This window comes from Pseudomonas sp. NPDC098747, from assembly GCF_044760045.1.
In the GTDB taxonomy this organism is placed as follows: Bacteria; Pseudomonadota; Gammaproteobacteria; order Pseudomonadales; family Pseudomonadaceae; genus Aquipseudomonas.
The window spans coordinates 152,947-165,575 of sequence record NZ_JBIWAL010000003.1 but is presented as its reverse complement, the minus strand read 5'-3'; the positions used below and the strand labels follow the sequence as shown (position 1 = coordinate 165,575).

General features: G+C 60.5%; 12 protein-coding genes. 5 read left to right on the top strand and 7 right to left on the bottom strand.

The genetic code is table 11. The annotated features are described in order from the left end of the window. Position 1: 1 nt before the first annotated feature. A complete protein-coding gene (locus ACIQVE_RS02915; RefSeq protein ID WP_402804342.1) occupies positions 2-1,111 on the bottom strand; it encodes a cytochrome P450 in 1,110 nt (369 codons plus the stop codon). A gap of 79 nt (positions 1,112-1,190) precedes the next feature. Between ACIQVE_RS02915 and ACIQVE_RS02910 the strand changes: the two genes are divergently transcribed. From ACIQVE_RS02910 to ACIQVE_RS02900, 3 genes are all read left to right on the top strand, one after another. Further along, positions 1,191-1,946 carry an ArsR/SmtB family transcription factor gene (locus ACIQVE_RS02910; RefSeq protein WP_402804340.1) on the top strand — a complete coding sequence of 252 codons (756 nt, stop codon included), beginning with the start codon at positions 1,191-1,193 and terminating at the stop codon, positions 1,944-1,946. Positions 1,947-2,052: 106 nt separating this feature from the next. Continuing rightward, the gene (locus ACIQVE_RS02905; protein ID WP_402804338.1) at positions 2,053-3,273 is read left to right on the top strand and encodes a putative DNA modification/repair radical SAM protein; all 1,221 of its coding nucleotides are present in this window, start codon (positions 2,053-2,055) and stop codon (positions 3,271-3,273) included. Further along, entirely contained in the window at positions 3,270-4,094 is an 825-nt protein-coding gene (locus tag ACIQVE_RS02900; RefSeq protein WP_402804336.1) for a TIGR03915 family putative DNA repair protein, read from the top strand. The genes ACIQVE_RS02905 and ACIQVE_RS02900 overlap by 4 nt, the downstream gene beginning before the upstream one ends. A gap of 295 nt (positions 4,095-4,389) precedes the next feature. Here ACIQVE_RS02900 and ACIQVE_RS02895 read toward each other — a convergent pair whose 3' ends face one another. The 5 genes from ACIQVE_RS02895 to ACIQVE_RS02875 all read right to left on the bottom strand — a co-directional run bounded on the left by ACIQVE_RS02895 (position 4,390) and on the right by ACIQVE_RS02875 (position 10,612). Beyond that, positions 4,390-5,409 (bottom strand): branched-chain amino acid aminotransferase, encoded by a 1,020-nt coding sequence (locus ACIQVE_RS02895; RefSeq protein WP_402804334.1) that lies wholly within the window; start codon positions 5,407-5,409, stop codon positions 4,390-4,392. A gap of 241 nt (positions 5,410-5,650) precedes the next feature. Further along, positions 5,651-7,024: a dihydrolipoyl dehydrogenase gene (lpdA, locus tag ACIQVE_RS02890; RefSeq protein WP_402804332.1), complete on the bottom strand. Its 1,374-nt coding sequence runs from the start codon at positions 7,022-7,024 to the stop codon at positions 5,651-5,653. Between the two features lie 17 nt (positions 7,025-7,041). Further along, positions 7,042-8,316: a dihydrolipoamide acetyltransferase family protein gene (locus ACIQVE_RS02885; RefSeq protein WP_402804331.1), complete on the bottom strand. Its 1,275-nt coding sequence runs from the start codon at positions 8,314-8,316 to the stop codon at positions 7,042-7,044. Beyond that, positions 8,317-9,375 (bottom strand): alpha-ketoacid dehydrogenase subunit beta, encoded by a 1,059-nt coding sequence (locus ACIQVE_RS02880; RefSeq protein ID WP_402804330.1) that lies wholly within the window; start codon positions 9,373-9,375, stop codon positions 8,317-8,319. Between the two features lies 1 nt (position 9,376). Next, positions 9,377-10,612: a 3-methyl-2-oxobutanoate dehydrogenase (2-methylpropanoyl-transferring) subunit alpha gene (locus ACIQVE_RS02875; RefSeq protein WP_402804328.1), complete on the bottom strand. Its 1,236-nt coding sequence runs from the start codon at positions 10,610-10,612 to the stop codon at positions 9,377-9,379. Positions 10,613-10,797: 185 nt separating this feature from the next. Here ACIQVE_RS02875 and bkdR point away from each other — a divergent pair, with 185 nt between their 5' ends. Then, entirely contained in the window at positions 10,798-11,286 is a 489-nt protein-coding gene (gene bkdR / locus ACIQVE_RS02870) for a Bkd operon transcriptional regulator BkdR (RefSeq protein WP_096822555.1), read from the top strand. A gap of 2 nt (positions 11,287-11,288) precedes the next feature. On the opposite strand, the gene ACIQVE_RS02865 is transcribed toward bkdR, so the two are convergent. Beyond that, complete coding sequence (locus tag ACIQVE_RS02865; protein WP_402804326.1) at positions 11,289-12,152, bottom strand: MBL fold metallo-hydrolase; 864 nt, start codon at positions 12,150-12,152, stop codon at positions 11,289-11,291. A 104-nt stretch (positions 12,153-12,256) separates the two neighbouring features. On the opposite strand from ACIQVE_RS02865, the gene ACIQVE_RS02860 reads away from it, so the two are divergent. Continuing rightward, positions 12,257-12,598: an ArsR/SmtB family transcription factor gene (locus tag ACIQVE_RS02860; RefSeq protein WP_402804531.1), complete on the top strand. Its 342-nt coding sequence runs from the start codon at positions 12,257-12,259 to the stop codon at positions 12,596-12,598. Positions 12,599-12,629: the final 31 nt, after the last annotated feature.

Here is a 12,629-nt window from a genome sequence, read left to right as displayed (position 1 = left end):
GTCAGCCACCGACAAAACTGAACAGTGGAATCCGCCCATTGAGCGAAGGCCGGTAATGCCAACTCAGGCGATCCACTTCAATACCGTGATTTAGAATCTCCCTCACTGTCGCACTGGCAATGCTCATCGCCAGCGTTTGCCCCGGACACTGATGCCGCCCGCTGCCAAAGCTGAAGCTACGCCGATTCGGGCGATCCCAGATAAATTGATCCGGATCTTCATTGAGCGCCGGATCACGGTTGGCCGCAGCGAGCAGCACCAGAATCACAGCGCCGGCCTCCACGCGCACGCCGTCGATATCGCAGGCGGCAGCGACAAAACGCCGGGTATTCTGCACCGACGGGTCGAAGCGCTGGACCTCCGCCAACAGCGCACCCGTCGGCGCGGCACCTAATTCAGGTTGGCGCCGCAACGCCAGCAGCGCATTGCCGATCAGTCCGGCGCAGGCCTCAAATGTCTGCGAGCACAGGCCGATGAGATTGGCGATCAAGGTGTCCGCATCACCCTCAAAACGCTGCATGATGCCCGCGAGCAACGCGCTGTGGACGTCAGGCTCTGCCAGCAACTCGGTGAATTGACCGTGTAGCTTTTGTGCCGCGACGTCGGACGCCGCCAGTTGCAATTCGTTGCTCAACGGTGACAGGCACGCCGCGAAATCGGCGGTCAGCTCACTGATCGTCCGCGCCTGTGCCGGGGTGAAACCGAGCAGTGCAGCGACCACGCACACCGGGCCGCGGAACATGGCGTTGTACAAGCCATCGGCATCGGCGGTGATCAGGCGTGCGCTCACTTGCGCGCCGACGTCGTCCAGATCGATCAACCCCAGCGCCGGCTCAAATGCCGATCGTGGGCAGCGCTGGTGTTCGCCGTCGTTCATCCGCATCAGTTGGCTGAAGACCTTGCCGGCCGTGCCTCGGGCAATCGCTTTGGGCACCGGCTCCTGCGCCGGACGCACCCGGCAGTCGGTGTGAGCCAGCACGGCGCAGACGGCGCGGGCGCTGCTGGCGACCCACAATTTCAGTTCTGGATCAAAGGTCAGTCCACCCGCGCTTCGTAGTTTTGCGTAGTAGCGATAGGGATCGGCGTGAGTCGCAGCGATGATCGGGTCCATGGTTCGCAGCCTTGTCGATGGGGAAAGTGTTGCTACTATCTGCAGTCCGTAACGGCGACGATTCGTCCGGGAGCGAAATATGCACGCAGAACATCAAGACATCGGCGTCTCGCAGGTGGCTGCCGCCATCGCCGAGCCGGCGCGGACGAAAATCCTCTGCTCGCTGATGGACGGCCACGCTCGCACCAGCACCGAACTGGCCGCCGTTGCCGAAGTCAGCGCTTCCACCGCCAGTGCTCACTTGGCCAAACTCAAGGACCTGGCGCTGGTGCGTCTGCACGTTCAGGGCCGCCATCGGTATTACAGCCTTGCCGACAAACGTGTCGCGCAGGCGCTGGAAGCGTTGATGGTGATCGGCCAGAACGCCGCGCCCACCTTCAAGCCGCACACGCCGGATCGCCTGCGATTTGCCCGTACCTGCTATGACCATATGGCCGGGACTCTGGCGGTGGTGCTGCACGACCGCTTGCTCGAAGCGGGGTGGCTGCTGGCAACCGACGAGCAGGCCTATCGCTTGAGCGACAGCGGCGAGGCGCTGTTTTCGGGATTGGGCATTGAGGTCGAGGACTTGACCGCACTGCGGCGCAAATTTGCCTGCCCGTGCCTGGACTGGAGCATGCGCCGGCCCCATCTCGGCGGGTCGTTGGGGGCGGCGTTGCTGCAAGCGGTGCTCAAGCGCAAATGGGTCACGCAGGATCTGGACAGTCGGGCGTTGGCGTTGACGGTGGTGGGGCGTAAAGAAATCAGTACGCGGTTTGGCATTGAGTGGCCGACTGAGGCAAAGATCAAAAGATCGCAGCCTGCGGCAGTTCCTGCAAAGACGGCATATACCTGAACCCAGCAGGAGTTGCCGAAGGCTGCGATATTTTGATCTGGTTTTGCACCTTGTGCCGATCAGGCAGACTCGATACTGTATATGCAACCAGTAAAGAGCCCGCGCCATGCAAATCATCGACAAGCTCAGCATTCTCGCCGACGCCGCCAAGTACGACGCCTCTTGCGCGAGCAGTGGCGCGCCCAAGCGCAGTTCCGAGGGCAAGAGTGGTCTGGGCTCGACCAATGGCATGGGCATTTGCCACAGCTACACGCCGGATGGGCGCTGCGTTTCGCTGCTCAAGATTCTGCTGACCAATTTCTGTCTCTACGACTGCCAATACTGCGTCAACCGCCGCTCCAGCGATGTACCCCGCGCACGCTTCACGCCCGAGGAAGTCGTGGCGCTGACCATGGACTTCTACCGGCGCAACTGTGTCAGCGGACTGTTTCTCAGTTCCGGGATCATCCGCTCGGCGGACTACACCATGGAGCAGCTTGTCCGGGTGGCCAAATTGCTACGCGAAGAGCACGAATTTCGCGGATATATCCACCTCAAGACCATTCCCGAAGCCGATCCTGCATTGATCGCGCAGGCCGGGCGTTATGCTGATCGCCTGAGCGTCAACATTGAGCTGCCGACCGATGCCAGCCTGCAAATCCTCGCGCCGGAGAAGCACATCGGCTCGATCAAGCAGGCGATGCAGACCATCTACACCGGCGAGCAGACCGTACTCAACGAGCCGCGCGCGCCAAAGTTCGCGCCGGCCGGGCAAAGCACGCAGATGATTGTCGGCGCCGATGACACCGACGACAGCACCATTCTCCATGGTGCCCAGGCCTTGTACGGAAACTTCCGACTGCGCCGGGTTTATTACTCGGCGTTCAGTCCCATCCCCGACAGCCCGAAAAGCGTGCCACTGGCCGCACCGCCGCTGATGCGCGAGCATCGCTTATATCAGGCCGATTTTCTGTTGCGCAGCTACGGCTACAGCGCCGGTGAGCTGCTGAAGGGGCCGGGAAACCTGGCGTTGGACATCGACCCGAAACTGGCATGGGCGCTGCAGAATCGCGAGGTGTTCCCGCTGGACCTGAACAGTGCTGAACCGTCGTTGATTGCCCGCATTCCCGGGATTGGCCTGCGCACCACCGAGCGCCTGGTGGAGCTGCGCCGGCAGCGGCGCATCCGTTACGAAGACGTGGCGCGCATGCGTTGTGTTCTGGCCAAGGCCAAGCCGTTCATCATCACCAGCGATTACCACCCGCAGCAGGCTGAGGTCACCAGTCAAATGCTCTATCAGCAATTGCGCGACCGGCCGATGCCGCAGCAGATGGGGTTGTGGGGATGATCAATCTCGATTGCGACGACCTGTTCGACACTTGGCGCCAGCAGGCACGCTGGCTGCTCAGCCATGAAGTCGACCCGAGTGTGGTGAGTTGGGCCAGTGAGGGTGTCAGTGATCTGTTCGCCAGTGATCATCAGGTGCCTGAAGGGCAGGGGCCGTTTCAGGCGCGGATCCCGCGAGCATTGCTCGACACGCTTGGGCAAGCCGCACAATATCGTGGCGACCAGCGCTGGAGCCTCTTGTACGAGGTGCTGTGGCGGGTCAGCCACGGTGATCGCACGGCAATGATGGCCGGCGACAAACTGGGCAGCGAGTTACAGCGGCGGATCAAGCAAGTGCACCGCGAGGCCCATCACCTGCATGCCTTCGTGCGCTTCATCGAGCGACCAAAAGATTTGCCGGGTCCGCAATATGTGGCGTGGCACGAACCGGCCCACGACATCCTGCACAACGCCAGCGAGCATTTCGTCGCGCGCATGGGCCGGCACCGTTGGCTGATCGCGACCCCGCGTGATGGCGTTTATTACGATGGCGAACAACTGATCCATGAGCGCCAATGCCCGGTGGAGTGGCAGCAAATGGCGCAGAACGTCGACGACCCGCACGGCGATCTGTGGCTGACCTATTACAGCCACATCTTCAACCCGGCGCGGCTGAACCCGAAAGTGATGCAAGGGCATTTGCCGGTGCGGTTCTGGAAGAATCTGCCGGAGGGGGAATTGATTCCCGGGTTGATTACTCAAGCACGGATGGGCAAGCAGCAGAATGGGCAGGCGAGCGGGATTGCCGGGCGTACTGGCAAACGGATTGCGTTGAAGAGCTAAAAGCCCACCCTCATCGGATCGCCGCCCGCCCAGCCCTCTCCCAGAGGGAGAGGGGGCCGACTGCGTTGTTTATGCGGTTTACATTGACCTGAAAGATCAAGTCGAACTCGGAATTTGAGAAACATGGAGATCGGCTCCCTTTCCCCTCGCCCCCTTGGGGGCGGTCCGACGTTTCGGGAGGGCTGGGGTGAGGGGGATCGATCTCGACAACACCACATACCCAAACCAATCACCCACAAAAAAGCCCCCCATCAATCACTCAATGGAGGGCTTTTTTACATCAGCAGCCGTCAGATCAAACCTTGACGATCCAGCCCGCTGGCGCTTCGATGTCGCCGGTTTGCACGCCAGTTAGCTCTTTGTAGAGCTTCTGGGTAACCGGGCCAACTTCGGTTTCGCTGTGGAACACATGCAGGTGGTCGTTGTAGCTGATGCCGCCGATCGGGGTTATCACCGCTGCAGTGCCGCAGGCACCGGCTTCTTTGAAGTCTGCGAGCTTGTCGATCAGCACGTCACCTTCAACCACTTCCAGACCCAGACGCGTTTTCGCCAGTTCGATCAGCGACAGACGGGTGATACCCGGCAGTACCGATGGCGAGCTTGGGGTCACGAACTTGTTGTCGTGGGTGATCCCGAAGAAGTTGGCCGAGCCGACTTCTTCGATTTTGGTGTGGGTCATCGGGTCCAGATAGATCGCGTCAGCGAAGTTGGCTTTCTTCGCTTTCGAGCCCGGCATCAGGCTGGCTGCGTAGTTGCCGCCGACCTTGGCTGCACCGGTGCCTTGTGGGGCGGCGCGGTCGTAGCTGGAGATCTGGAAGTTATGCGGGGTCAGGCCGCCCTTGAAGTAGGCGCCGACCGGAATGCAGAAGATCGAGAAGATGAACTCTGGCGCAGTGCGCACGCCGATGTTGTCACCCACGCCGATCACGAACGGACGCAGGTACAGCGCGCCGCCGGTGCCGTACGGCGGGATGAAACGCTCGTTGGCGCGAACCACTGCTTTACAGGCTTCGATGAACTGCTCGGTTTCGACGAACGGCATCAGCAGACGCGCGCAGCTGCGTTGCATGCGCAGGGCGTTCTGGTCCGGGCGGAACAGGTTGATCGAACCGTCCTTGCAGCGATAGGCCTTCATGCCTTCGAAGCACTGCTGGCCATAGTGAAGGGCAGTGGAGCCTTCGCTGATGTGCAGCACGTTATCTTCGGTCAGGGTGCCTTTGTCCCACTCGCCATCGCGAAAGTACGACAGATAGCGCTTGTCGGTCTTGATGTAGTCAAAACCCAGCTTGTCCCAATTGATGCTTTCGTTACCCATGACACCCTCTATCACTGAACAACCGTCGAAACGGTTCAGGCTTCTGACGTTTTTTGGATGGGCACAACAATACTTCATTCTTGAGCGGTTTCGCAGCCCGGACTATCGGATGACAGACAGATTAATCGCGTTGGCCTCAACAATTCGCGAGCAAGCGCGCTCCCACATCTGGAATGCATTCCCCTGTGGGAGCGAGCTTGCTCGCGAAGAGGCCATCACTGTCACCCTCAAACTGGAGAATTTACAGGTGCAACGCATGCCCAAGAGCACGCAACGCCGCTTCCTGCACCGCTTCACCCAGCGTCGGATGCGCGTGAATGGTGCCGCCGATGTCCTCCAGCCGCGCGCCCATTTCCAGACTTTGCGCAAACGCCGTGGACAATTCCGAAACGCCGACCCCCACCGCTTGCCAACCGACAATCAGATGATTGTCGCGACGCGCGACCACCCGTACGAAGCCGGTTTTCGACTCCAGCGTCATCGCCCGGCCATTAGCGGCGAACGGGAAGCTGGAAACGATGCAATCGAGCCCGGCAGTCTTGGCCTCGTCCGGCGTCTTGCCGACCACCACCAGTTCCGGGTCGGTGAAGCACACGGCAGCGATGGCGGTCGGATTGAACTCGCGAGTTTTACCGCTGATCAGCTCGGCGACCATTTCGCCCTGGGCCATGGCGCGGTGGGCCAGCATCGGCTCGCCGCTAAGGTCGCCGATCGCGTAGACGTTACGCATGCTGGTCTGGCAGCGGCTGTCGATCTTGATCGCCGAGCCGTTCATGTCCAGATTCAGCGCTTCGAGATTCCAGCCCTGGGTATTTGGTTTGCGACCCACGGCTACCAGCACTTGATCGGTTTCCAGATTCAGGGTGTCGCCGTTTGGATCACGCACCTGCAAGGTGCCGTCGAAACCCATCACGCTGTGGTTCAGATACAGCTTCACGCCCAATTGCTTCAGCGCTTCATGCACCGGTTGCGTCAGTTCTGCATCGTAGGCCGGCAGAATGCGTTCCTGCGCTTCGACCACGCTGACTTCAGCGCCCAGCTTGCGATAAGCGATGCCCAGCTCCAGACCGATGTAACCACCGCCAACCACGACAAGGCGTTTCGGCACGCTTTTCGGCGCCAACGCTTCGGTGGAGGAGATGATCGGCCCGCCAATCGGCAGGATCGGCAGGTTGACACTGGTCGAACCGGTGGCCAGCACCAGATGCTCGCACTGGATACGCGTGTCGCCAACTTCAACGGTTTTGCCGTCGATGACTTTGGCCCAGCCGTTGATGACTTGAACCTTGTTCTTCTTCAGCAATGCGGCGACGCCGGTGGTCAGGCGATCAACGATGCCGTCCTTCCACTCGACGCTTTTGCTGATGTCGAGGGTCGGCGCCGAAACGCTGATGCCCAGCGCCGAATGCTGGTTGTGCTGCTGGGTCTGGTGGAACTGTTCAGCCACATGAATCAGCGCTTTCGACGGTATGCAGCCAATGTTCAAGCAAGTGCCGCCCAGCGATTGGCCTTCGACCAGAATGGTCTGAATGCCCAGTTGTCCGGCGCGAATTGCCGTGATGTAACCGCCGGGGCCGCCGCCGATGATCAGCAGCGTGGTGTTCAGAGTTTGCATGGTGCTCTCCACAAAAATCAGTCCACAAACAAGGTCGCGGGTTGTTCGAGCAGGCCACGAATGGCCTGGATGAAGAGCGCCGCGTCCATGCCGTCGACCACGCGGTGATCGAAGGAGCTGGAGAGGTTCATCATCTTGCGGATCACTACCTGGCCTTTGACGACCATCGGGCGTTCGACGATTTTGTTGACGCCGACGATCGCCACTTCCGGCAGGTTCAGCACCGGCGTGCTGACGATGCCGCCCAGCGCACCGAGGCTGGTCAGGGTGATGCTCGAGCCGGAGAGTTCATCACGGCTGGCCTTGCCATTGCGGGCGGCGGTGGCCAGACGCGAGATTTCCGCAGCGCTGTCCCACAGGCTGCGCGCTTCAGCGTGACGCACCACGGGCACCATCAGGCCGACATCGCTTTGCGTGGCGACACCGACATGCACGGCGCCAAGGCGAGTGATGACCTGGGCTTCGTCGTCGTAACGGGCGTTGATCTGCGGGAAGTCGCGCAGGGCGACCACCAGTGCGCGGACGAGGAACGGCAGCAAGGTCAACTTGCCACGGCTGGCACCGTGTTTTTCGTTCAAGTGCGCGCGCAGTTCTTCAATCGCGGTGACGTCGACTTCTTCGACGTAGCTGAAGTGCGCGGCACGCTGGGTGGCATCCTGCATGCGCTGGGCGATCTTGCGGCGCATGCCGATCACTTGAATCTGTTCTTCGTCGTTGCGCTGGGCGTAAGCGGCGGCGATTGGTGCCGAAACGTTGGACTGACCTTGCGCCAGATAGGCGTCGAGGTCTTCGTGCAACACGCGACCGGCCGGGCCGCTGCCGCGCACCAGACGCAATTGAATGCCCAGATCCAGCGCATGTTTGCGCACGGCCGGGGAGGCCAGCGGACGGTCATTCGCCTCGCGAGCAACCATCGGGCCTTGGCAAGTGGCAGCCGGACGGGATGCAACTGCGGCGGGTTTGGTTTCCACGACAGCTTCGACTTTCGGTGCAACAGTTTCTTTCGCAGCAACAGGCGCCGGCGCAGCGGATTCCTTCACATTGCCTGCGCCTTCCACTTCAATGCTGATCAGGATACTGCCGACCGCCATCACTTCACCCGGCTGTCCACCGAGCGCGATCACCTTGCCATGTACCGGCGACGGAATATCGACCATCGCCTTGTCCGTCATCACGTCCGCGAGCACCTGATCTTCAACCACCAGATCGCCAACCTTGACGTGCCACTGCGACAGTTCTACTTCTGCGATGCCTTCGCCAATGTCCGGCATCTTGATAACGTGCGTGCCCATTCAGACCTCCATAACCCGTTTCAAAGCCGCGCCCACTCGGGACGGGCCAGGGAAATACGCCCACTCTTGCGCGTGCGGGTAGGGGGTGTCCCAACCGGTGACGCGTTCGATCGGCGCTTCCAGGTGGTGGAAGCAATGCTCTTGCACCAACGACACCAGTTCCGCCCCGAAACCGCAGGTGCGAGTGGCTTCGTGAACCACAACACAGCGGCCGGTTTTCTTCACGGAGTTGACGATGGTTTCCAGGTCCAGCGGCCACAGGCTGCGCAGGTCGATGACTTCGGCATCGACGCCGCTTTCTTCAGCGGCCACTTGCGAGACATACACGGTGGTGCCGTAAGTCAGCACGGTCACGTCCTTGCCCGGACGAGTGATCGCGGCGACGTCCAGCGGCACGGTGTAGTAACCGTCCGGAACCTGTGCGGCGGGGTGTTTCGACCACGGGGTTACCGGGCGGTCGTGGTGGCCGTCGAACGGGCCGTTGTACAGGCGTTTCGGCTCGAGGAAGATCACCGGGTCATCGTTTTCGATGGAGGCGATCAGCAGGCCTTTGGCGTCATACGGATTGGACGGCATGACCGTGCGCAGGCCACAGACCTGAGTGAACATCGCCTCGATGCTCTGGCTGTGGGTCTGGCCGCCGTAGATACCGCCACCGCATGGCATGCGCAGGGTCATCGGTGCGGTGAACTCGCCCGCCGAGCGATAACGCAGGCGCGCCGCTTCGGAAATAATCTGGTCGGATGCGGGGTAGACGTAGTCGGCGAACTGGATCTCAGCCACCGGACGCAAACCGTAAGCGCCCATGCCGACGGCGACGCCGACGATGCCGCTTTCGGAGATCGGTGCGTCGAACACCCGCGAAGAGCCGTATTTGGTCTGCAAGCCTTCGGTGCAACGGAACACGCCGCCGAAGTAACCGACGTCCTGGCCGAACACGACCACGTTGTCGTCACGCTCAAGCATCACATCCATGGCCGAGCGCAGGGCCTGGATCATGGTCATGGTGGTCGTGGTCATGGCGGTTTCCAGCTGGATATTGTTGTTGTGATCGTTCATCTCAGACCCCCAACTGCTGACGCTGGCGCTTTAAGTGCTCCGGCATCTCTTTGTAGACGTCTTCGAACATGGTCGCGGCGCTTGGGATCTGGCCGCCGGCGAGGGTGCCGTACTGCTCGGCCTGTTTCTGCGCGGCAATGACTTCGGCTTCGAGTTCGGCGCTGACGGCGGCGTGCTCTTCTTCGGACCAGTGGCCGACCTTGATCAGGTGCTGCTTGAGACGAGCAATCGGATCGCCGAGCGGGAAGTGGCTCCAGTCATCGGCAGGACGGTATTTGGAAGGATCGTCGGAGGTCGAGTGCGGGCCGGCGCGGTAGGTGACCCATTCGATCATGGTCGGGCCGAGGTTGCGGCGGGCGCGCTCGGCAGCCCAGGCGGAAGCTGCGTAGACCGCGTAGAAGTCGTTGCCGTCAACACGCAGCGAAGCGATGCCGCAACCAACGCCGCGTCCGGCGAAGGTGGTGGCTTCACCACCGGCGATGGCCTGGAAGGTCGAAATCGCCCACTGGTTGTTGACCACGTTGAGGATCACGGGCGCCCGATAAACGTGGGCGAAGGTGAGGGCGGTGTGGAAGTCCGATTCTGCGGTGGCGCCGTCGCCGATCCAGGCCGAGGCGATTTTGGTGTCGCCCTTGATCGCCGAAGCCATGCCCCAGCCCACGCCCTGAATGAACTGGGTGGCGAGGTTGCCGGAAATGGTGAAGAAACCGAAGTCCTTGACCGAGTACATGATCGGCAACTGGCGACCCTTGAGCGGATCGCGCTCGTTGGACAGCAACTGGCAGATCAGGTCGACCAGCGGCACGTCGCGCGCCATCAGAATGCTTTGCTGACGGTAGGTCGGAAAACACATGTCGTCGACGTTCAGCGCCAGCGCCTGGGCGCTGCCAATGGCTTCTTCGCCAAGGCTCTGCATGTAGAACGACATCTTTTTCTGACGCTGGGCGACCACCATGCGGTTGTCGTAGATGCGCGTCTTGAGCATGGCACGCATGCCTTTGCGCAGGATCTCGACCGGCACGTTTTCAGCCCATGGGCCGAGGGCGTTGCCCTGATCGTCGAGCACGCGAATCAGGCCACGCGCCAGGTCGGCGGTGTCGGCAGGTTCTACGTCGATGGGAGGTTTGCGCACCGTGCCGGCATCGGTCAGATGCAGGTAGGAAAAGTCGGTTTTGCAGCCTGGACGGCCCGAGGGTTCAGGGACGTGCAGACGCAGCGGTTCGTACGCTTGGGTCATGGCTTCTACGCTCGATCTTGTGAATTTCTTGTAGTGAGCTGGCAGTCATTCTTCGGTAGAAGAAATCTTGTCCTACAACAATCATAGGCGCGGGCAAGAAGAATATTTATCTCTGTTTCGTTGCGCTGGAGACGATTTGCAGATAAAAAATCTGCATAAACATAAAAAACAGGTGGTTTTGTCTCATGCGCAAACTGGACCGTACCGATATCGGCATTCTCAACAGTCTTCAGGAGAATGCGCGCATCACCAACGCCGACCTCGCACGCTCGGTGAATCTGTCACCGACGCCGTGCTTTAACCGGGTCAAGGCCATGGAAGAATTGGGTCTGATTCGCGAGCAAGTCACGCTGCTCGACGCCGATCTGCTGGGCTTGCATGTGAACGTGTTCATTCACGTCAGCCTGGAGAAACAGGTGGAGGAGGCGTTGCAGCATTTCGAGGAAGCGATTTCCGATCGCCCCGAGGTGATGGAGTGCTATTTGATGGCCGGCGACCCGGACTATCTGATCCGGGTTTTGGTGCCGACTATTCAGTCGCTGGAGCGATTCATGATGGATTTTCTGACCAAAGTGCCGGGGGTGGCGAACATTCGGTCGAGCTTTGCGCTCAAGCAGGTGCGCTATAAAACGGCGTTACCGTTGCCGGCGAACGGGTTGACGTTGGGTGTCTGACGTTAAAGCTTGTTAATCGGAATCTTCAGGTAAACCACGCCATTGTCTTCCGCCGCCGGAAAATTCCCCGCCCGCACATTCACCTGAATCGCCGGCAGCAACAGCGTCGGCATGCCGAGCCCGGCATCACGCTGGGTACGCATCTCGACGAACGCCGCTTCATCAATACCGTCATGCACATGAATATTGCTTTTGCGCTGCTCGCCGACCGTGGTCTGGCAGTGGGCTTCGCGGCCTTCAGGCGGGTAGTCGTGGCAAACGTAGAGTTTCACGCTGGCAGGGAAGGCCAGCAGTTTGTGAATCGAGTTGAACAGTTGATGGGCATTGCCGCCGGGGAAGTCGCAGCGCGCCGTGCCGACATCCGGCATGAACAGCGTGTCGCCGACCATAATCTGCTCGCCTTCGATCAGGTAAGCCATGTCCGCCGGCGTGTGACCGGGCACATGCAGCGCCGTGGCCTTGACGTTGCCGATCCTGAATGACTCGTTCGGCGCGAACAGGTGATCGAACTGCGAGCCATCCACGCAGAACTCCGGCTCCAGATTGAACAGCGCCTTGAATACGTTCTGCACTTTACTGATCGACTCGCCGATGGCGATCTTGCCGCCCAGCTCCCGGCGCAGGTAGGGTGCGGCGGACAGATGATCGGCGTGGGCGTGGGTTTCCAGCAGCCATTGCACTTGCAGACTGTGCGCGCGAACGAAGGTGATGATCTTGTCGGCCTGCGCGGTGCAGGTGCGGCCGGCAGCGCCATCGTAATCGAGCACCGGGTCGACGATTGCGCACTGTCCGCCGTCGGCCTCATAGACCACGTAGCTGTAGGTCGAGGAGGCGTGGTCGAGGAAGGCTTCAATCAACGCGGGCATGGACATGAACCTGTGCGGGAGAACGAAAAGACTGTCATGGGTTGCAACACTTTATGTTTAAACATAATGTTCGCAGCTTAAGTGACGTTGAAGGCATCATGCAAATGCAATCCAGTCTGACCGAATGTGAAGTCGCCCAATTGCGCGCCTCGGCCACCAAGGCCTGTTCACTGCTCAAGGCCATGGCCAATGAGGATCGCCTGTTGATCCTGTGTCAACTGACGCAGGGCGAACGCAATGTCGGCGAACTGGAAAAGATGACTGGTGTGCGCCAGCCGACGCTGTCCCAGCAACTGGGCATCCTGCGTGATGAGGGACTGGTGGGAACTCGGCGGGAAGGTAAGTACATCTTCTACGGTCTGGCCAGTCCTGAAGTGATTCAGGTGATGAAGACATTGTCCGGGCTCTACTGCGGCGCTGTGCTGAAAAGTCTGGGCCACCAATAAATATCTTTCGTCACGCCAATCAGCCCTGTGG